The following is a 22,254-nucleotide window of genomic DNA, read 5'->3' as shown; positions in this document are numbered from 1 at the left end:
CATTATGACCCAAATTAATCTGGATGAATTAACCCATCTGCAAGTAATCAATAAAAAACTCGTCACGGGTTATCATATTAGTGAGCAAGATACGCTCATGTGGCAAGAGCTTGATCAACACATTGAGCAATACAGTGCATTATTTTGCTCTCTCGGCCATGAGTTAAAGCATGATAGCCGTGGCTTCTATTACTTTGCGAGCGATGAAAGCACGCCAAACATGGGCAAAATCTCTCGTGCAATCGCACTCACCGTTTACATATTAATTGAGCACTTCGCCAACACCGGTAAAGACCCCATGCGTGCCTTATTTGATGAAGTAAACGATTTAGAGCTCATGCAAACCTTAGTGCAGATGAACAAGCATTTATTTGACCAGCTCGAAATTTTTTCAGGTTCTGATTTACGTAAAGATGTGTATTTACGGATGATCCGACTTGGCCTTGCCCGTGAAGTTGAAGGCGGTTTTATGCTGCAAGCCCCGGTTTATCGCTATATTGATGCGTTAATGGAAGTGAACGAAGAAACCTACCTAGGCGAGGACGAATAATGAAAAATCTATACGGCCTTAGTAAACTGGCGCTTTTAAACACTGCAGGTTACGCCAAGTGTGTTATTCCCCTTGATAAAAGCAGCTCTATTTGTGCCCCAAATAACACCGGTAAAAGCTCAGTTATAAACGCTTTGCAATTTCCGCTTATTAACGATTTACGCCTGACTGAGTGGGATGGCCATGACTTAGATGAAACCCGTAAGTTTTATTTTTCATCTGATCAGTCATACATTTTACTTGAGGCAAACCTACCACAAGGCCCGGTCGTTATTGGTGTTGCAGGCCTAGGTAAAATAGCCGGCTACGCGCATCAGTTTTTTTGCTATCAAGGCAAACTTGATCTTGAGCACTACACCCAAGGTAAAACCATCATTAAGTTCACTAAGCTCTTTAACCACTTAAAAGAGCAAGGTTTTAATCCAATTGAGCTTAAAGCTCAAGAGCTAAACGCCCTACTTACAGGCGGCGCAACGCCGTTTGATGGCGACATTAACTTAAAAATGATCCCGCTTAATAATGTGCAAGACTCGGCTATTTATAAAGAAATTTTCCGTCGGATTCTAAATCTACACAAACTCGGTGCTGCTGATGTAAAACGCTTTATGCTGCGTGTGTTTGAGCGCCATATGTCTAACTCAAAAGTTGATTTTTATGAAGTTTGGCGCCGTTCATTTGATAAAGTAAACCGCGCAAAGCGTGAGCTGAAAGCCCTTGAATCAATGCAAGAGCCGATTAATGCGCTTGAATCTATGCTTGAAAACCAAACTGTACTCAAAGGTAAACTCGCTGCGTATGCGCCAAAAATAGACCAGGCTTTAATAGACTTCGATACTTACCAAGAAGCGCAACTCAGCGAGCTTAATGTTGCCCTTGAGGACATTGAGCATGAAAAACACGAGTTTGAACAAAAGCAGCAGCTCTATGTGCAGCAGTCGCGTGATATTGAACGCAAACAAACCCAAATTGAGCAATGGTTTTTAGACTTTAATGCACTAAAAGCAGAGTTTGAATTGGTCAACATGGCAACCTTAAAAGCCAACCTTGGCCAGCTAAAACAAGATTACGAGTCTCTGTCGCACTCAATAAATAGTGCGCAAGGGCAAAGTTTACACACCCTTGATTACCGTATCAGCGAAACCCAAAAGCAAATTAAAAGTTTAAAACTGCAACTTAAAAACCTTGAGTTTAATTTGTTCACCCGTATGCGTGAGGATTTATCGCTGAAAGAAGTGGAAGAAATTTCACGTATTTTAAACCCTGATCTTCTCTCGTTTGCGACCACCAGCAATGGCGATATTGATATTAGCGATGAAGATGCATTCGGCGAATTTTTAGCGCAATTATCTGATAACGTAAAAGGCGGCGTACTTACCCTGCCCGGCGCAACCATTAAGCTTAAAAAGCTCTCCCCTGTTCAAATGCAAACAGGCGAGAACAAAGAGCAATTAACGGCTCAGTTAACAGCACTTGAACATTCTCTCAAAGAGTTTAAGCAACAACGCGATGTTGCTGCGAATGTCGCAGATAAACAAAAAGAAAAAGACGCGCTCTATGATGAACTAATGAGCTGTGAAAGCGCGCTAAAACGCTTTGAGCAATTTGAGGTCATGTTGCAATCCATTGACGCCCAAGCCCTGTTAAAGGAGCAGTTATTAGCCGAGCGCGACCAGGTTGATGACTACTTGCAAGATATTCAAAAAAACAGTGGCTCAATTGCTGATAGACGCTCGATAATTAAATCTAAAAAAGAGTTTATTTCTCGCCAAGCAGATCGCCTACGTCAGGTTAAATCTGAACGAATTGACCATACCCTTGACTTATACAGCGGTAAAGTCACTCCTTACATGATTGATATTCAAATCGACTTTGATAACTTAAGCGACTTAGTTCATCACTTTAATAAAGACTGCCAAGAGCTGCGTAATTTTGATATCAACATACGTAATACCTATTTGCATATTTATAACGCCGGTATTACTAAATTTGATAACGAAAACGACGAGTTTACTAAATACCAAAAATTAATTAGTGCATTTCATAATATTGATAACGAACGTGAGGCTGTTGAGCGCCAAGCGCGTGTAGCGCTAACCGAAGTAGCGGCAACCATTAAAGGCCTACGGGAAGATTTAGATCGCCTGCGCCGTGAAATGAATAGTTTTAATAAAGGCATAAGCCAGCACCGAATTTCAAACTTACAAGCGTTCAAAATTAACGTGATACCGCGCAAAATTCTGGTTGATAGTATTGATACCATTATCAGTACTTCCAATCAATTTGAGCAAGGCGATACCCTTGATTTACTAAGCCAAGAACCTAACAGCGAAAGCGCAGTAAACGACGCCAAAGATCACCTTATTCAACTGGCTTCTGATAAAGCAGGCTTAACACTGACCGACTTATTTGATATTCGTTTTGAAGTGGTTAACCGCGCTGGTGAGACAGAGCACTTTGATAAAATTGATTCTGCGGGTTCAAACGGCACACGAATTACCATTAAATTATTATGTGGCATGTTGTTTATTCGTTACTTATTAAGCGACCAAGAACAAAACCTATACCGTATTCCCATCTATATTGATGAAGCGGCTGATATCGATCCGCAAAACCAAAAAGCGATAATTGAAACCGCGCTAAGCTTTGGCTTTGTGCCCATTTTTGCCTCAGTTAAACCGCAAATCAGTTGCGATTATATTGTGCCAATTCGTTCGGTCAAAGATGGCGCACAAAACTGGGTAGATGAAAAAGACTGGATTGAAGTAGAACATACCTAATATATAGGCGTGAGGTATTAGGGTTAATTTATCGTTCAGTAAATAACAACTAGAATTGTTGCGTTGTTATTACTCAACCTGAAAAAAGGTTTAAATACCTCATGCCATATTATTTTAAAATGATAGCTATGATTTAACTTTTCAGACCAAATTATGAAGGACGATAAATCGACGTTACAGTTCACGTTACTTAATTGTATGTACTTAGAAAGTAACAAAAACACATTCCGTTAAATTATTTTTATGTTATGTTATCAAACGACTGGAAAAACTTTTGCCAAGGAGCAAACGCCATGAAAAACCTATTAATTGCTGTAGCTGTATTATTGCTTGCTGCATGTGCTAAAACCCCTGATGTTGATTATGATAAATCAGTTGATTTTAGCAACTATAAAACATTTGCTTGGATGCCACAGGCAACCTTAAAGAATGCTGGTAATTACCAAATTAGCCCTCTAATGGAACAACGAGTTCGAGAGGCTGTGAACACCCAGCTACAGGCGCAAGGTATGGCTATGGCCGATACATCTACAGCCGATGTGTTACTTAATTACCATGCATCAGTTGATACTAAAATTGACGTAGACACGGTGAATGTTGGCTACTCAGCGCGCTGGAATTACTGGGGCATGGGGTATAATACGCAAACGACAACTAGAGAGTACGATGTGGGTACGCTAATTCTAGATGTTATTGACCGTCAATCTAATCAATTGGTGTGGCGTGGTGCTCGTGAAGGTCGTTTAATCAAGAAGCAGTCGCCTGAGCAACGCACCGAAGCTGTAAATAAAGCCGTTGCGACTATTTTAAGTGGCTTCCCACCTGAAAAGTTAAATAAGTAAGCCCTTATACAAGGTTTTTAAAAGCTCACTTTTGGTGAGCTTTTTTGTGCCTGTAAGCAAACTAATCTGTTTTATATTTATGCAGTAAATCTCGCGGAATGTGGCAGTAATCATGTGGAAAACGACTCAATCGGTCTTGGTGTTCCTCGTCACTTTTTACGTAATTTGTTAGCTGCTTTACTTCAACGACGATCTTATGGGCATCGTCACGCTGATTTATGTAATGAGTGGCTGCTGTTAAGTGCTCAGACCGTTGGCTATAAATAGCGGTTCGGTATTTTTCTCCTTCATCTTCCCCCTGCTTGTTGACGCTATAAGGGTCTATAATTTCAAAAAAGTAATCAAACAACTCTGCTAACGCGACGGTTGCAGGGTTGAAAATGACTTTTACGCATTCTGCATACCCATCATATTCACTGTCTGTTGTATTGCTAGTACCGTTTGCTCGCCCTGCTTGTGTATTTACAACACCGGGGACATGCTTCATAAACTCTTGCACTCCCCATAAACAGCCACCAGCAAAATAAACCGTACTTTGCTGCAAGCTTATCGCTTTATCTTCTTTGCTCATTGATAAATTAACCTAAATTCTTAAACGTGCACACTATATGCAGCACTCACTGGGTTGGCTATTTTCACATGCAGTTTTTGTGCATTAATGTACAATACGACAGTCCCCTACAATGCACTTATATTATCACGCACATAATGTGATACGCATTTAATTGTTAGCACTAAACCATAAAGAAGATTACTAAAAATGAAACGTGCCTCGCACTTTATGATCCCAGCAATAATGACTTCACTATCAGGCTATGCCCTTGCTAATGATGCAAATGAGTTAGTCGAAATAGAAAAAATTACCGTTAGTGCATCCCCTACGGCAAACCAACTACCAGTAGGTACTTTCGATGCCCCAGTATCTAACTTAGAGTATGACCCACGCGTTGATTTACAATCGAGAAATATGGCAGAAGCGCAAGCTGATGTCACAATACGCGGCGGTATTTTTGAAAACACAGGCTTTCGCGTTGGGAGTGCGACTTTATTCGATCCGCAATCAGGGCATTATTTTGCTGAAATTCCTATTGCTCCACAAATGCTAAGTGGCCCAGCCATTTTAACCGGTGTTGATAACGCACTCTATGGTATGAATAGCTCTGTTGGAACCGTTGATTTTGGTTGGACACCAATCAACACTGGCGGCAGTGTCTCATTAGGTGCGGGTACTAATAACTTTAATCTACAAAGCGTGAATGCGGGAATTACACTGCCTCTTGAAGATATGAAAGACTGGCAGCTAGGCTTTCAAGGTGAATATTCGCACTCACAAAGTGATGGCACTATAGAGTATGGCGATCATGACTTTAGCCGTGTATCAGGCCGCGTTCAATTGAGTGGGCCGCAATCACAAACTGATATTTTTTATGGCTCCCAACAAAAGTTTTTTGGTTGGCCAAATATGTATACTCCTTTTGGTGTAAATGAAACCGAAGATTTAGATACACAACTATTTTTAGTGAATCATCAGCAAAGTTATGCGGCTGATAGCTCATTTGAAATATCGGCTTATTATCGTAAAAACAACGATCATTATATTTATTCTCGTGAAAACCCCAGTGCCTTTGAAGCTTTTCATGAGACCGAAGTTAAATCGCTAGGTTTTTCAGGTCGTCATGCCCAAAGCCAATCATTTGCTTTAAATTACTCAGCTCAGTTTATTGAAGATTCCATTGAATCAACCACGCTTGAGAATAACTTTACCTCGCGTAATTATTATAAATTAAGTGTGTTGCCTGAATATCAAACAGCTATTGCCAATAATCAATTACTGACAGTTCGTTTAGGTGCAGCCTATGATGATACCAATAGAGATGATTCAGCAATTTCATTACTAGGTGATATAAACTGGAATACAGTTAATACTGACGGCTCTGAGCGTACTGTTTACTTATCATTTGCGCAAGCTAGCCAAGTAGCAGGTTATACGGCGATTGGCGGTAGTGATTCGGGTGGATTATTTAGAAGTAATTACACCCTTGAGCGCGAAACCACACAAAATCTAGAGCTTGGTTTCTTATTTGAGCAACAAACTTGGCAACTAAACTCAGCGCTGTTTTATCGACAAGATGACAACTTAACAGATTGGACTTACAGCTTTGATTCTGTTTTTGCCCGTGCCGCCAACCCGGTTGATATTGACACCTCTGGATTAGAAGTTTTAGTAACTAAACAGTTTGATAGTGTTGAACTGGTTAGCAGCTATGCCTATCTGCACAAGTCTGAAACATACGGCGCACAGGATATTGATGCTAGCTTTTATGCATTAAACTTTCCTGATCACCGAATTACCCTCGGTGCAGTATGGACACCTACCGATGCGTTAGAGTTTCGCATTGATAATGAGTGGCGTAAACAACATGAAAATGCATTGCGCAGCAGCGATGACTCGGCGTTTTTTACTCATTTAAGCTTAAAAGTGACACCGACGAGCCTTGATAATTTATTTATAACGCTTGCTGCTGATAACCTATGGGGTGAATCGTTTGAAGAAATCCCAGGAACACCAGGGCGAGGTGAACAATATACCCTTAGTGCAACCTATAACTGGTAAGTAAAAAAGATATGTCAAAAACCGTGGTTTTTTACACGGTTTTTTTCATGTTCTCACACCAATAACTATGTCATTTGCTCTAACTCTGTAATTAAAGTTAATGCTTGCGCATTCGTTTTCCCACATACATCAAGAGTTGCAGTAAAGTCACTGCACACTTTCGGCCTGCGTTCATCACCAAATAACTTACATAAGTTATTGTTATCTAATTGAATACATCGCTCACCAGCTTTTTTACCATTTGGCATACCGGGGATTGGAGAACTAATACTGGGTGCTATACAGCATGCGCCGCATCCCAATCGACAGCTCATTGGTTGTATTTTCACATTTACCCCTTTTTACCTAATAACGCCACTTTGTTAATGATGTAATGACTTGTTACATCTTCACACGACATATAAATACTTTATTCATTATCATTAGGCTGTCACCTAATTATGAGGAAAGCCCCGTGGCTACTAAAAAACAAATAATCTTACCTATTGCCGTATTGGTTGGCGGCATAGCACTGGCAGCTGGTTTCTCATCAATGAAACAGCCTCCAGAAGAAAAACCAGAACAAGATACTCGCCCGCTCGTTTCTGCTGATGTATTGAACCTTGATGCCATCACCTTAGATGTAAAATCATATGGTGTTGTAAAAGCAAAAGATCACACACAACTGGTCGCTCAAGTCAGTGGACAGGTCGTGTTTGTATCTGAACAGTTTGTTCAAGGTGGATTTGTTAGCCAAGGTGACATTCTAGCACGAATTGACCCAAATGATTATGAGGCTGCATTAATTGAAGCGCAAGCTGGCTTAGCTCAAGCAAGTTCTGATTTAGAAATTGAGCGTGCACAAGCGCATGTCGCTAAAGCAGAGTGGGATCGCATAAAAGATGACTCTAACCAAGTTATTCCTTCTAACCTTTATTTGCGTAAACCCCAACTTGCAGAAAAACTTGCGCGCTATCGCGCGGCACAAGCAGCTGAAAAGCGTGCAGTTAGAAACCTAGAGCGTACCTATATTAAAGCCCCTTACGATGCCATTATTGCTGCACGTGATATTAGCTTGGGCAGCGTCGTCAACCCGGGAAGCCAGTTTGGCTCTTTAAGCTCGACATCAATTGCTGAAATACGTTTACCAGTTGCCGATAAAGAGCTCCAGTACCTAGAAAATGGTGGGATTGGCGCAATGGCAACCTTAACCGCAGAATTTGCAGGTAAGCCAACAACATGGCAAGCTAAAATAGTGCGCAGCGAAGGGGTAATTGACCAGAAAAGTCGCATGAGTTATCTGGTTGCACAAGTAAATACACCCTACCAGAGTAAACAACCACTGCGTTTTGGGTCATACATTAACGCGACTATTACAGGGCAAACATTAGCTAACGCAATCGTTGTTCCACATCACCTTGTAAAAGACGGCAAAATTGCCGTATTGAATGATGATTTAACGTTATCATTCAAAACACTCAACATTGTGCGTGAACAAAATGGCATGGTAATCGCCAATGAAGGACTCAATCAAGGTGAACAATTAATTACCTCAGCGTTAGAGTTCCCCACCGAAGGGATGCAAGTTAAGCTGAATGATTTAGTATCTCCTAAAGGCGCAACACAGCTTGCGTTAAAAGAGGAATAAGCCATGACCATTCACAGTGAAAAAGGCTTAATAGCCTGGTTTGCACGCAACCCCGTTGCTGCAAACTTACTTATGATTTTTATCTTAGTGGGCGGTATCTTAACGGCCTTTTCAATACGCAAACAAATGTTTCCACAGTTTGAAAATAACTGGATCAGCGTACAAGCAGTCTACCCTGGCGCAGCACCTCAAGAGGTCGAAGAAGGTATAACAATTAAAGTTGAGGAAGGCCTTGAAGGGCTAGAAGGCTTAAAACGTAAAATCACCTATTCAAACCGTGGCTTTTCACAAGCATGGATTCAAGTAGATGAAAAATACGATACTAAGGAAGTACTCGACGAAATAAAAATGCAAGTTGACGCTATCAATACCTTTCCTGCAGGTATGGAACGCCCTATTGTTCGTCACAATAAGTTCGAGCAAGAAGTAATGATACTCGCACTCTACGGTGATATGAGTAATTATCAGCTTAAAGAGCTGGGTAACAACATAAAAGATGAGCTGCAAGCACTACCACAAATTAACCTCGTTAATTTTAACGGTGGCTTAGACTACGAAATAGGAATTGAAGTAAGCCCAGATAAACTGCGTGAATATGGCTTAACCTTCAGAGATATATCAAGCGCTGTTCGTGCCTTTTCAGCGAATATGTCAGCGGGGCAAATACGATCTGAAAATGGCTATATTTCGATGCGTGTTGAAAAACAAGCCTACCGTGGTAATGAATTTGAAAAACTGCCTCTGATATTATTACCTGACGGCGCACAAGTCTATTTAGGGGATGTAGCCACGATTAATGACGGCTTTGAAGAAGGTTTACAATACTCTAAATATAACGGCAAGAACTCCCTCTCTTTCGAAATAAATGCATCCAAAGATCAAGACATAACTAAAGTCGCTAAAGTTTTAAAACAATACTTAGCGGATAAAGCTGACACTCTTCCTGCTGGCGTAAAATTAACACCCATTGTTGATTTAACGTACTACCTTGAAGGGCGTTTAGATATGATGATCGACAACATGGTATGGGGCGGCATATTAGTTATGGTCGTACTAGCACTCTTTTTACCTTTGCGCTTGGCGTTTTGGGTAATGATGGGGCTACCTGTATCATTCTTAGGTGCTTTTTTAATGATGCCGATGGGCTTTTTAGATGTCACAATCAATTTAGCGTCATTATTCGCATTCATACTGGTACTAGGGATAGTGGTTGATGACGCCATTGTTGTTGGTGAGTCAGCTAGTGCTGAAATTGAAAAGCACGGTCACTCTCTTGATAACGTTGTACGCGGTGTTAAACGTGTCGCAATGCCTGCAACCTTTGGGGTATTAACCACCATTGCAGCCTTTTTACCACAAACGTTAGCGACAGGCCCAGGGGCGGCGTTTTCTAAAGCTATTGGCGGGGTTATTATTCTCTGCTTAATTTTCTCATTAATTGAGTCAAAACTGATACTCCCTGCTCATTTAGCAGCAATGAAAGTGCGGAAGCCAAACCCTAAAAACCCACTTCATCGTTTACGTACCGTGATGGATGGCGGGTTAAAACGTTTTGTTGAAAATTACTACACACCGTTTATTGCCCGTTGCATTCATTATCGCTATACCGTCATCATTGGGTTTGTGTGTGTACTGATTGTGAGTGGCGGTATGTTCGCGGGTGGTTTAGTTAAATTTGTTGCAAACCCTAAGATACCGCATGATTTTCCTCGCATTTCTGTAGAAATGAATTTGGCGTCATCTGAGCAAGCGACACTCGCAACGGCACAACAAATTGAACAAGTTATCTTAAATGTTGATAAGCAACTAAAAGAACAGTATGGCACGGCAATGGTGCGCGATTTATCAGTAAGCCTGCGTGGCCGCACAAATGCCAGCATCATGGCGGTATTGATTGAGCCAGATTTACGCCCTATTGATACGTTTGCCCTCAGCGCCTTATGGCGTGAACAAATGCCACCTCTGCCTGGAGTTAAAACGCTAACAATTCAAGACAGTATAATGAATGGCGGTCGAGATGATGGCGATATTAGCTTCCGTTTAGAAGGTAAGGACAGTAAGCAACTTAAAGAAGTTGCAGCCAAGCTTAAAGAAAAACTAAATAGCATGGAAGGTGTGGGTGATGTAAATGACTCAATGCAAAGCGCCACTGATGAAGTACAACTTGACCTTAAACCACTTGCTTACAGCATGGGGCTGACACTGTCAGATGTTGCATCACAAGTGAGCTTTAGCTATTACGGTCTTGAAGCACAACGTATTTTACGTAATGGCGAAGAAATCAAGGTCATGATCCGTTATCCAGAAGAAGCACGTAACTCAATCAGTGATATTGAAAGTGTTCGCATTATTACACCAAGCGGTGCTGAAGTGCCACTGGCAGAAATTGCGCAAGTAAATCTAGTCGATGGTGTTAACCGTATTCGCCGCGAAAACTCAAAACGTACAATTAATGTATGGGCAGCGGTTAATTCTGAGCAAGTTGAACCATTTGCAATAGCACAAGAAATACGTGATGAATACTTACCTTCTCTACTGAAGAATTACCCAGGCGTGCAAAGTAGTGTTGCTGGACGTATTCAAGAAGAAATGGACAGTGTGGCTGAGCAAGTACGCGACTTTGCACTCTCAATGATGATTATATTTGCGTTATTAGCGATACCACTTCGTTCGTATTCACAGCCACTCATCATTATGTCAGTGATCCCATTTGGTGTAATTGGCGCTATGTTTGGGCATATGGTTTTAGGTATGACCATGAGCGGCTTATCAATCTTTGGCATTATCGCGGTAGCGGGTGTTGTTGTGAACGATTCATTAGTTATGGTTGATTTTGTTAACAAAGCTCGTGCTGATGGTGTTGCAATCAAAGATGCAGTTATGCAAGCGGGGGCACGTCGTTTTAGAGCTATTTTACTGACTTCGATTACTACATTTATTGGCGTACTTCCAATCATTATGGAAACCAGCTTACAAGCCAAAATAGTTATTCCAATGGCTGTATCGCTGGCATTTGGTGTGCTGTTTGCCACCGTCATTACTCTGATTTTGATTCCGTGCCAATATGTAGCACTGGAGGACCTTAAACGTGTAATTCGTAAAGTCCGTGGTAAAGACCCACTCGTTGATGTTTACTCCAAGAATGGTCTTATTGATAGCAAAACTAACCAGACTCAGTTATAAAATTTGACATCCCAACCAACAAGCCCGCGTTGTTTACAGCGCGGGCTTTTTATATTTTAAAAAGCAACAATCAGTGATTTAATCACAATAAATCAACACGATATAGATTTACTTTGTCTGCTATCCGCGCTATTGATAGGTTATTAAATAATCGACATTATTACAGGATAACGATGAAAACCACCGTTTGTAGACTCTATTTTGCCTTGCTGACAATTGTATTGCTAAGCACTACACAGGTAGTAAAGGCTAACTCGGTTGCCAAAGAAATGGATAACTTTGTCAGTTCGTTTCATCAACTAAAACAATTTAACGGCAATGTGTTAGTGGCAAAGCAAGGCAACGTGATTTTTGAAAAAAGCTATGGTCACGCTAACTTCGAGTGGGAAATTAAAAATACCGCGGAGACAAAATTTCGAATAGGCTCGATTACCAAACAATTCACTGCGCTGCTTATTTTACAATTAGTACAGCAAGGCAAAATACAGCTTGATGCGCCTTTAAGCACATACCTGCCCGATTATCGCCAAGATATAGGTAACAAGATTACAATAAGGCAAATACTCAATCATACCTCTGGGCTTGATAACTACACACGAGCAAAAGACTTTAGATCACATTACAGCCGTAATCCATACACTGTAAACGAGTTTATTACCCTTTTGTGCAGCGAAGATTTACTTTTTGAACCCGGCTCACAATTTCGATATAGCAACTCAGGCTACTTTATTTTAGGCGCAGTCATTGAAGCCGTAACTCATAAGCGCTATCAAGATATATTACAAGAACGTATTTTAACCCCCCTCAATATGAACGATACAGGGTATGATTCTCACACAAAAGTAATCTCACAACGTGCATCGGGCTATAGCAATAATTTAGATGGTTATAAGAATGCTGATTATTTAGATATGTCCATCCCCTACGCTGCAGGTTCAATGTACTCAACTGCACGCGACCTCCTTAAATGGGACCAGGCTCTTTATACAAATACATTACTTAATGAGAAACTGAAAAGCCACATGTACAAGGTTTCCGAACAGCGTAATTACGCACTTGGCTGGGAGGTAAACCAGCTAAAAGTAAACCAATACGGCAAACCACTGACACAAACTCAGCATGGCGGGGGAATTGATGGGTTTAATGCATTTATCAGTCGAATCATTGAAGATCAGTTAGTCATAATCATTTTAAACAACACAGGAGGGGCGCCACTAACTCCAATGACGAAAGGTTTAACCAACATTTTTTATGGCACGCCCTCTGAGCTTGCAACCGAAAACATGGATAGCCTACTTTATCGCGCCTTTCAAACGGGTGGTATTTCTGCCCTTAAGAGAAAATATAATCAGTTAAATAAGCAACAAGCGCCACTGCGCGAAAGAAGCATTAATTATTTAGGCTATGAGTTTATGGCGATGAAACAATTGGATGCTGCCATTGCTGTATTTGAGCTCAATGCTGCTAAATACCCAGAATCATCCAATGCTTTTGATAGTTTAGGTGAAGCATACCTGACAGCAAAACAGTACACGCTTGCACTTCAAAGTTACCAACAAGCACTTAAATTAAACCCCACCAGTGAAAGTGCTCAGCAAGCTATTACGCAATTGAAAGCAATTAAATAACACATCAAGTAAAATATGGGTTGATGAACGAGTCTGTCGATGTGCTTGAAAATGCTCAAGCGCATTAGTTTTAGTCTTCCAACACGCTTTTATCGAGTATGCCTTTATGTATGAGCGCCATAAGCGTTGCCTTCGCTTTTTCACGGCATACGTCGCGTAGTAACCTAACAGCCGGAGTAATTGATTGTCGACTAGGACAAATAAGCCATAATTCACCACATGTGTGCTGGTAATCAGGCATTAGTTTAACCACTCTGTCATGGATTAGATCATCTGCAATATCTAAAGCTGACTTGACTGCCACCCCTTTGCCGGCAATACACCAGCGCCTTACTAAATCACCATCATTTGAAGCACGCTTACCTTTCATTTTTACTTTGTACTTAGTTTGACCGTCCGTAAATTCCCAGACATTATTAATGATGTCTTGCAATTGATAAAACAGACCTTGATGATCCACTAAATCATTGGGATGTTGTGGGTTTCCATGCTCAATAACGTAGCCTTTAGTTGCGCATAATAAACGCGGGACATTGCAAATTTTAAAGCCATATACGTTTGCATCATTAGGCGAACCATAACGAAGTGCAATATCCACTGAATCACGATAAAAATCTATATTACTATCGCTTATATGAGTACGTAGGCTGACCCTAGGGTATTTGTCCATAATTTCATCAATCCAAGGGATCACTATATTTCGCCCTAAGTCAGATGAAAGCGCGACTCTTAATTCACCTTCAATTTCATCGTGCTCACCCTTAAGATTGTGCTTTGCGTTTTCAAGTATCGCAATCGCTTGCTTACATTGAGGGATATAACGCTCCCCCGCTGCTGACAGCCTTAAATGACGTGTCGTACGTACAAAAAGTTCTGCCTCTAATGATGCTTCCACACGTTTGATTGCGGCACTGGCTGTGGCTGTTCGCATATCGAGCTTTGCCGCTGCAAGGGTAATGCTCTTAAACTCGGCAACTTTTAATACAAGTTTTAAATCATCAATCTGCATATTATCTATATTTATTTGATAATGATTCAATAATTATGCTGTTTATCTAACATAATGCAAGGGCTATCATCTGTGTAACTTAATGGCATATATTTTAAAACTTATCTGCGACAGGAACTAAAATGACACACCCAATAATTACTGATTTAGCATCTCGTTACACTACAAAAAAATACGACGCGACAAAGCGCGTACCTGCGACAGACTTAGCAGTGCTTTATGAAGCGATACGACTTTCCCCTTCATCTATCAATTCACAACCTTGGAAATTTATTGTTATCGAATCGGATGAGGCTAAAGCACGTTTGCACAGCACGTTCGCTAATAAATTTCAGTTCAACCAACCACATACTAAAGCCGCTTCACACACTATATTATTCGCATATAACCCACAGTATACCCGCGAAGATTATGCAACCGTGATTGATGCTGATATTGAAAATGGACGCACGCCAAAAGAAAATCGTGAGCACGCTTTTGGCGCATTTGCATTTGTTGATTTAAATACCGATGTAGCTGGCAACAATGCAGCATGGACAAAAGCACAAACGTATATCGCGTTGGGCAATGCAATGCACACAGCTGCCCGTTTAGGTATCGATTCAACGCCTATGGAAGGCGTTGATGCTGAGCTTATTGGTGACGTATTCAAAGAAGAGCTAAATGGCTTTATATGCGACGTAGCATTAGCCATTGGCTACCATGACCTTTCTGAAGATTATAATGCAACACTGCCTAAATCTCGCTTACCAAAGGAACAAGTCATACACGTCCTTTAGGGTCTGTTGACCTTAATTAATGTGGGCTCATGAAAGCATGAGCCCTTTCGTTATCTGTTTTTATTTGAACGACGTAGTTAAGCAGATATCTTTTGCGATCCCTTGTTCAAGGGAGGCGTTCAATGTGCAAAATGCACCGTTAACTAAACTCATATTTGGCGCCACATGACCTATGTCTGCATCGATAATGACAGGGAATATACACTTCCCAAGTGCCAGTTCAATTGCTTCATAATAATCAATATCTTGGTGAACAGCATTAATGACCGCACTGCGACCCAAAATAATGCCGTTTATATCAGCAAATAAACCATTTAACCTTAATGCAATTAAACTTCGAGCAACAGCCGTTGGGCTAAGTTCTGCGTTTTCTAAGTAAAGTACTAATCCTTCAGGCGCATACTTTTGCTTGAATCCATGTAATCCTAAATACGGTGTTGCTAATAAAACACTGAGTGTATCTAAGCAACCACCAAACAAACGCCCTGTTAGTTCGATTTTCCGTGTGTCTTTATAATTTAAGCAACGCCACTGACTTGGCTGTGTAAAATTAAACATAGTATCGGGCTCAGTTTTATAATCAATCGGTTCTGACTGATAAAATTGAGCAGGAACTTGTTCAAACTTTTCAGGTTTTGTAACCTTTAGAACATCAAATACATCCAAGCAGAATGTGTCCGTTTCATTGGGATGCTGTTGCATTAAATTAGCACTATGAAGCGTAGCCCAACCACACCGTGCTGTTAAAACACACATAAAAGTACTGATATCTGAAAAACCAACAATCCACTTTGGACGGCACCTTTTTAACGCATTGAAATCAATGTACTGCAAGATTTCCATCGCTAATTCTCCTCCCCAAGGAGGCATAATGGCTGCTATCGAGTCATCTTCTAAAAAAGCCATTAATTCATTCGCTCTTTCTTTTGCTGATTTTGGTTCTCTTAAGCTCTTTCCTTCCAAGACCTCAAAGCCACGGGAGTTTAACCCACTGATCACTTTATCTAAACGAGGTTGAAAAGATTCATCAACACAGCTTGAAAAAGCACACACCGCAATTTTACTGCTGGTGGTTAAAGGCTCCGGGAAAATAATGGGTTCCATACAACTCCTTGGTGGGTTTAGGCGTTAATAAGCTATTAATGGCTTGTGAAACCTTAACCTATCGGATTTTTGAACCGCTGTCTAATTTATAGGACTGAAAAGAACGATGGGTATTTCTTGAAAACTCGGCCTTAATGACAGGTATAAAAAAACCGCTGTAGAGCAGCGGCTTTTTTTAACGCGTAGTCAGGAAAGTATTAAACGTACTGCACTTCAATAACTTCGTATTCAACATCGCCATTCGGTGTTTTGATAATGACGGCATCATCTGCTTGTTTACCAATTAACCCTCTGGCAATCGGTGAATTCACCGAAATACGATTATTTTTTATATCTGCTTCATCATCACCCACTATTTGGTAAGTTACTTCAACGTCTGTTTCCACATTTACAATGGTCACAGTAGTGCCAAAAATAACTTTACCTGTGTTTGGTAATTTTGTTACATCAATAATTTGTACGTTTGAAAGCTTAGCTTCAATTTCTTGAATACGGCCTTCGCAAAAACCCTGTTGTTCACGCGCAGCGTGATATTCAGCGTTTTCTTTTAAGTCACCATGTTCACGCGCAATTGCAATATCATTGACAATTTTAGGACGGGTAACTGTTTTTAATTCGTTAAGTTCTTTACGCAATAAATCTGCGCCACGAACTGTCATCGGAATTGTTTGCATACTTTTCTCACTTAATCCCAAGGCCGAAAACTTCGGCCTTGGCACATTTCCTTAGTTCAATCGCTGGTGTAGTTCTTGAACTGACGTCACACTGCTACGGTCGTCTGCTTGGTTTGCAGTACAGTTAGCAAATGCCGCATTCAAGGTCGTGGTATAGTTAGTTTTGTGTTGCAATGCACCACGACGTAACACCTTCGAATCTTCGATCGCTTGGCGACCTTCGGTAGTATTAACGATATAGCTATACTCGCCATTTTTAATTCTATCAAGAATATGCGGGCGACCTTCAAATACTTTGTTTACGCGACGAACGGTAATGCCAGCATCTTCAAGGGCTGAAGCTGTGCCACCAGTAGCATCGAGCTCAAAACCAAGGTCTGTCATGGTTTTTGCTAGTTCTACAATACGTGGCTTATCGCTATTACGTACAGATAGTAACGCGCGGCCACCGCGTGGTAAAGTATTGCTTGCACCTAATTGAGCTTTAGCAAAGGCTTCAGCGAAAGTATCGCCCACACCCATCACTTCACCCGTAGAGCGCATTTCAGGGCCACGGATTGGATCCACACCTTGGAACTTAGCAAAAGGTAACACCACTTCTTTTACGCTGTAATAGGGAGGAATAACTTCTTTCGTGATCCCTTGACTAGCAAGGCTCTGACCCGCCATACAACGTGCGGCTACTTTTGCAAGTGCGACACCGGTTGCTTTAGATACAAATGGAACAGTACGTGCAGCACGCGGATTCACTTCGATTAAGTACACTTTGCCATCTTTAACAGCAAACTGTGTATTCATCAGACCAACAACACCAAGCTCAAGCGCCATATCAGTTACTTGTTTGCGCATAACATCTTGCACTTCTTGCGTTAGCGAGTGTGCAGGTAATGAACACGCTGAGTCACCTGAGTGAACACCTGCTTGTTCGATATGCTCCATGATACCGCCGATAATGACCTGCTCGCCGTCGCAAATTGCGTCAACGTCCACTTCAATTGCGTTATCTAAGAAACGGTCAAGTAGAACTGGCGCTTCGTTTGATGCAGATACGGCTTCTGTCATGTAACGACGTAAGTCTTGCTCATCATAAACGATTTCCATCGCGCGGCCGCCTAGTACATACGAAGGACGCACAACGAGTGGGAAACCAATTTCAGCAGACTTTGCAATTGCTTCTTCTGTTGAAGTCACCGTTGCGTTTTCTGGCTGTAATAAATCTAAGCGTTCAACAAGCTGTTGGAATCGTTCACGGTCTTCAGCGCGGTCAATTGCATCTGGTGAAGTACCAATTACTGGCACGCCATTGGCTTCTAGCTCACGAGCAAGTTTAAGTGGTGTTTGACCACCGTACTGCACGATAACGCCTTTTGGCTTCTCAACACGCACGATTTCGAGCACATCTTCAAGCGTAATTGGCTCGAAGAATAAGCGGTCAGAGGTATCGTAATCGGTAGACACTGTCTCAGGGTTACAGTTAACCATGATAGTTTCATAACCGTCTTCACGTAATGCAAGCGCAGCATGCACACAACAGTAATCAAACTCAATACCTTGACCAATTCGGTTAGGGCCGCCACCAATAACCATGATTTTATCACGGTCCGTTGGGTTAGCTTCACACTCTTCATCGTATGATGAATACATGTAAGCCGTATCAGAACTAAACTCAGCCGCACACGTATCAACGCGCTTGTACACTGGAACAATGTTTAACTGATGGCGCTTCTTACGTATTTCTGCTTCAGAAACACCCGCAATTTCAGCAATGCGTGGATCAGCAAAGCCTTTACGCTTTAATTTACGAAGGAAATCAGCGTTTAAGCCCGCCATGCCTACTTCAGCAATTTTAGCTTCGTCTTTTAAAATGTCTTCAATCTGTACTAAGTACCATGGGTCAACTTTAGTCAGTTCAAATACATCATCAACGCTCATGCCATGACGCATTGCATCTGCGATATACCAAATACGCTCAGCACCTGGTTCACGTAATTCACGGATGATCTTTTCTTTTGCCTTAGGGTCGTCAAGTGCCACAATCGGGTTAAAGCCCGTTGCACCAACTTCTAAACCACGTAATGCTTTGTGTAAAGATTCTTGTTGGTTACGACCAATTGCCATGACCTCACCAACTGACTTCATTTGCGTTGTTAAACGGTCGTTAGCACCAGCAAACTTTTCAAAGTTAAAGCGAGGCAATTTAGTTACGACGTAATCGATTGACGGCTCAAATGAAGCGGGTGTTTTACCACCTGTTATATCATTTTGTAACTCATCTAACGTGTAACCAATTGCTAACTTAGCAGCGATTTTTGCAATCGGGAAACCGGTTGCTTTAGACGCAAGTGCAGATGAACGCGATACGCGTGGATTCATCTCAATGATAACCATACGGCCGTCAACTGGATTAACACCAAACTGTACGTTAGAACCACCTGTCTCAACACCAATTTCACGTAACACTGCCATAGAGGCATTACGCATGATTTGGTATTCTTTGTCTGTCAATGTTTGTGCAGGTGCAACCGTGATTGAGTCACCAGTGTGAACACCCATTGGGTCAAAGTTTTCAATAGAACACACGATAATACAGTTGTCTTTTTTATCGCGAACAACTTCCATCTCGTATTCTTTCCAACCAATTAAAGATTCATCAATCAATAATTCACTCGTTGGTGAAAGGTCTAAACCACGCTCACAGATTTCTTCGAACTCTTCCATGTTGTAAGCCACACCACCACCGGTGCCACCCATCGTGAAAGAAGGACGAATGATACAAGGTAGGCCAATGCGCGTCATTGTGTCGCGGGCTTCATCCATTGTATGAGCAATTTCAGCGCGAGGACATTCAAGGCCGATGTTTTTCATTGCAACATCGAAACGTTCGCGGTTCTCAGCTTTATCAATTGCATCAGCGGTAGCACCAATTAGCTCAACGCCGTGTTTCGCTAATACACCGTGCTTGTCTAAGTCAAGCGCACAGTTTAATGCTGTTTGGCCACCCATTGTAGGTAGTACAGCATCCGGCTTTTCTTTTTCAATGATTTTTTCAACAACTTCCCAGTGAATTGGTTCGATGTACGTCGCATCTGCCATTTCAGGGTCTGTCATAATTGTTGCAGGGTTAGAGTTAACTAAGATAACTCGATAACCTTCTTCTCTAAGTGCTTTACACGCTTGAGCACCAGAGTAGTCAAATTCACAGGCCTGGCCGATTACAATCGGGCCAGCACCTAGGATAAGAATGCTTTTAATATCGGTACGTTTTGGCATTATTACTCCAGTCTAATTAGTTGTTACGCGCTTGCATCAGGTCGATGAAGTGGTCAAATAATGGGGCTGCATCATGCGGGCCTGGGCTTGCTTCAGGATGACCTTGGAAGCTAAAAGCAGGCTTATCTGTGCGATGAATACCTTGCAATGTACCATCAAACAATGATTTGTGCGTTGCGCGAAGGTTAGCTGGTAAGCTGGCTTCGTCAGCAGCAAAACCGTGGTTTTGTGCAGTGATCATTACTACATCACGGTCTAAGTCTTTCACTGGGTGGTTACCGCCGTGATGACCAAACTTCATTTTTGCCGTTTTGGCACCCGATGCTAATGCTAATAATTGGTGCCCTAAACAAATACCAAAAATAGGCGTATCTGTTTCTAAAAAGGCTTTAATCGCATCAATTGCATATGTACATGGTTCTGGATCACCTGGGCCATTTGATAAAAAGATACCATCTGGGTTTAGCGCTAACACATCAGCTGCCGAGGTTTGAGCAGGCACAACAGTTAATTTACAACCACGGTCTACAAGCATACGTAAAATATTACGTTTCACACCGAAATCATAGGCAACAACGTGAAACTTTTCATCTGCAACGTCTAAGGTTTTGAACCCTTCGCCTAATGTCCAGCTTGATTCACGCCACTCAAAATTTTCCTTAGTTGAGACTACTTTTGCTAAATCCATACCTTTTAAGCCAGGGAAGGCTTGCGCAGCTGCGAGCGCTTGATTTTCATCTAGTTCATTACCAGCAATAATACACCCGTTTTGAGCGCCTTTATCACGCAAAATACGCGTTAATTTACGGGTGTCGATGTCTGCAATACCTAAGATATTACGTTCTTTTAAGTAATCATCTAACGATTGCTCGTTACGGAAATTACTTGCTAGCAGTGGCAAATCACGAATCACAAGGCCTTTAGCCCAAATGTGACTCGCTTCTTCGTCTTCGCTGTTAGTACCCGTATTACCGATATGTGGGTACGTCAAAGTTACGATTTGTTCCGCGTATGAAGGGTCAGTCAGAATTTCCTGATAACCAGTCATAGACGTATTGAATACTACTTCACCGACTGACATGCCGTCAGCGCCGATTGCAGTACCGCGAAACACTGTGCCGTCTTCTAGAACTAACAGAGCGGATTTAGTCAAGTTAACCTCCTAACAGTAAAAAACGGGCGTAAAGTCATTTGCTTTACTACCCGTTTATAGCGATTGGAAACACGCAATTATGAATTTTTGGCAAATTGGCGCTATTTTATAGTAATTTACGCTTTAGGTCTAACGGTAATTCAATAATTAGCTAAAATAAGCGTTATTGACTTAAAAACACGTCAAACCGCCAAAAAAGCACCTAAACTACTTCAAGTCAAGCACATCTTGCATATCATAAAGTCCTGCAGGTTTATTTTTCAACCAGCCTGCAGCTCTTACAGCACCTAATGCAAAGGTCATTCGTGAACTCGCTTTGTGAGTTAATTCGAGCCTTTCGCCAGAAGTTGCGAAATATGCGGTGTGTTCACCAACAATATCACCTCCTCTTAGCACTGAATAGCCAATTTCATTTTGTGATTTTACCTTTTCTACTTGGCTGCGGTCATACACAGCAACATCATCATGATCCCACTCTTTAGCCTCTGCGATTGCTTCACCAATGGCTAGGGCAGTCCCAGATGGCGCATCTATTTTATGGCGATGATGCGCTTCAAATATTTCAATATCTAAATCATCACCCAATTTAGTGGCTGCGGTTTGTACTAAGTTAAGCAGTAAATTTACGCCAACGCTATAATTACGAGCAAAAACTATGGGAATATGCTTTGCAGCTTCTTTTAGCGCTTGCATGTCCTGATCACTGAGGCCAGTTGTACCGATTACCATCGGAGTTTTACTGTCCAAGGCTGAAGCTAAATGGTTTCTCATACCCGCTGGCAGTGTAAAATCGATAGCGACCTCAACGTTTTCAAAGCACAGGCTTTCATCTGTAAAGGTGATATCTGTATTTGTACTATTGACAACATTTTTTACATTAGTGCCAATTAAGTCATTACCTGCACGAACATAAGCACCTACAAGCTGATTGCCCGCTGACGAAGCGGCTGCTTCACACAATACTTTCCCCATTCGGCCGTTTGCACCGAACACAGCTATTTTTGTCATCGTGAATCCTCATTCAAATTTTATTTTTATACCGCA

At 41.5% G+C, this 22,254-nt stretch carries 16 protein-coding genes; 8 read left to right on the top strand and 8 right to left on the bottom strand.

All coding sequences use genetic code 11. From position 1 onward, the window contains the following. The first annotated feature begins 4 nt into the window (after positions 1–4). From ATS75_RS00870 to ATS75_RS00860, 3 genes are all read left to right on the top strand, one after another. A complete protein-coding gene (locus ATS75_RS00870; RefSeq protein ID WP_058558543.1) occupies positions 5–550 on the top strand; it encodes a condensin complex protein MksE in 546 nt (181 codons plus the stop codon). Further along, complete coding sequence (locus tag ATS75_RS00865; RefSeq protein ID WP_058558542.1) at positions 550–3,327, top strand: hypothetical protein; 2,778 nt, start codon at positions 550–552, stop codon at positions 3,325–3,327. The genes ATS75_RS00870 and ATS75_RS00865 overlap by 1 nt, the downstream gene beginning before the upstream one ends. A 293-nt stretch (positions 3,328–3,620) precedes the next feature. Continuing rightward, entirely contained in the window at positions 3,621–4,169 is a 549-nt protein-coding gene (locus tag ATS75_RS00860; RefSeq protein ID WP_058558541.1) for a DUF4136 domain-containing protein, read from the top strand. Between the two features lie 61 nt (positions 4,170–4,230). Here ATS75_RS00860 and ATS75_RS00855 read toward each other — a convergent pair whose 3' ends face one another. After that, entirely contained in the window at positions 4,231–4,740 is a 510-nt protein-coding gene (locus ATS75_RS00855) for a peptide-methionine (S)-S-oxide reductase (protein WP_058558540.1), read from the bottom strand. Positions 4,741–4,929: 189 nt separating this feature from the next. Here ATS75_RS00855 and ATS75_RS00850 point away from each other — a divergent pair, with 189 nt between their 5' ends. After that, positions 4,930–6,783, top strand: a complete 1,854-nt coding sequence (locus ATS75_RS00850; RefSeq protein WP_058558539.1) for a TonB-dependent receptor plug domain-containing protein — start codon at positions 4,930–4,932, stop codon at positions 6,781–6,783. Between the two features lie 65 nt (positions 6,784–6,848). Here ATS75_RS00850 and ATS75_RS00845 read toward each other — a convergent pair whose 3' ends face one another. Further along, positions 6,849–7,097 carry a YkgJ family cysteine cluster protein gene (locus tag ATS75_RS00845; protein ID WP_201020941.1) on the bottom strand — a complete coding sequence of 83 codons (249 nt, stop codon included), beginning with the start codon at positions 7,095–7,097 and terminating at the stop codon, positions 6,849–6,851. A gap of 140 nt (positions 7,098–7,237) precedes the next feature. Between ATS75_RS00845 and ATS75_RS00840 the strand changes: the two genes are divergently transcribed. The 3 genes from ATS75_RS00840 to ATS75_RS00830 all read left to right on the top strand — a co-directional run bounded on the left by ATS75_RS00840 (position 7,238) and on the right by ATS75_RS00830 (position 13,221). Then, entirely contained in the window at positions 7,238–8,410 is a 1,173-nt protein-coding gene (locus tag ATS75_RS00840) for an efflux RND transporter periplasmic adaptor subunit (protein WP_058558537.1), read from the top strand. A 3-nt stretch (positions 8,411–8,413) separates the two neighbouring features. Continuing rightward, positions 8,414–11,593: an efflux RND transporter permease subunit gene (locus ATS75_RS00835; protein WP_058558536.1), complete on the top strand. Its 3,180-nt coding sequence runs from the start codon at positions 8,414–8,416 to the stop codon at positions 11,591–11,593. A 173-nt stretch (positions 11,594–11,766) separates the two neighbouring features. After that, positions 11,767–13,221, top strand: coding sequence for a serine hydrolase domain-containing protein (locus ATS75_RS00830; RefSeq protein WP_058558535.1), 1,455 nt, complete (start codon positions 11,767–11,769; stop codon positions 13,219–13,221). A 70-nt stretch (positions 13,222–13,291) separates the two neighbouring features. On the opposite strand, the gene ATS75_RS00825 is transcribed toward ATS75_RS00830, so the two are convergent. Further along, on the bottom strand, positions 13,292–14,230 hold the full coding sequence (locus tag ATS75_RS00825; RefSeq protein ID WP_058558534.1) for a LysR family transcriptional regulator: 939 nt from the start codon (positions 14,228–14,230) through the stop codon (positions 13,292–13,294). A gap of 122 nt (positions 14,231–14,352) precedes the next feature. Here ATS75_RS00825 and ATS75_RS00820 point away from each other — a divergent pair, with 122 nt between their 5' ends. Further along, a complete protein-coding gene (locus ATS75_RS00820) occupies positions 14,353–15,009 on the top strand; it encodes a nitroreductase family protein (RefSeq protein WP_058558533.1) in 657 nt (218 codons plus the stop codon). 60 nt (positions 15,010–15,069) lie between these two features. Here ATS75_RS00820 and ATS75_RS00815 read toward each other — a convergent pair whose 3' ends face one another. From ATS75_RS00815 to dapB, 5 genes are all read right to left on the bottom strand, one after another. Then, positions 15,070–16,113, bottom strand: a complete 1,044-nt coding sequence (locus ATS75_RS00815; protein ID WP_058558532.1) for a S66 peptidase family protein — start codon at positions 16,111–16,113, stop codon at positions 15,070–15,072. A gap of 197 nt (positions 16,114–16,310) precedes the next feature. Continuing rightward, entirely contained in the window at positions 16,311–16,787 is a 477-nt protein-coding gene (gene greA, locus ATS75_RS00810; protein ID WP_058558531.1) for a transcription elongation factor GreA, read from the bottom strand. A gap of 51 nt (positions 16,788–16,838) precedes the next feature. Next, positions 16,839–20,057, bottom strand: a complete 3,219-nt coding sequence (gene carB / locus ATS75_RS00805) for a carbamoyl-phosphate synthase large subunit (RefSeq protein ID WP_058558530.1) — start codon at positions 20,055–20,057, stop codon at positions 16,839–16,841. A gap of 16 nt (positions 20,058–20,073) precedes the next feature. Further along, the gene (gene carA, locus ATS75_RS00800) at positions 20,074–21,210 is read right to left on the bottom strand and encodes a glutamine-hydrolyzing carbamoyl-phosphate synthase small subunit (protein WP_058558529.1); all 1,137 of its coding nucleotides are present in this window, start codon (positions 21,208–21,210) and stop codon (positions 20,074–20,076) included. Positions 21,211–21,417: 207 nt separating this feature from the next. Continuing rightward, complete coding sequence (dapB, locus tag ATS75_RS00795) at positions 21,418–22,218, bottom strand: 4-hydroxy-tetrahydrodipicolinate reductase (RefSeq protein ID WP_058558528.1); 801 nt, start codon at positions 22,216–22,218, stop codon at positions 21,418–21,420. Positions 22,219–22,254: the final 36 nt, after the last annotated feature.

It is taken from the genome of Pseudoalteromonas sp. H105 (assembly GCF_001469215.1).
Lineage (GTDB): Bacteria > Pseudomonadota > Gammaproteobacteria > Enterobacterales > Alteromonadaceae > Pseudoalteromonas.
The sequence above is the reverse complement of the archived record's forward strand: the minus strand, read 5'-3'. Positions and strand labels throughout refer to the sequence as shown.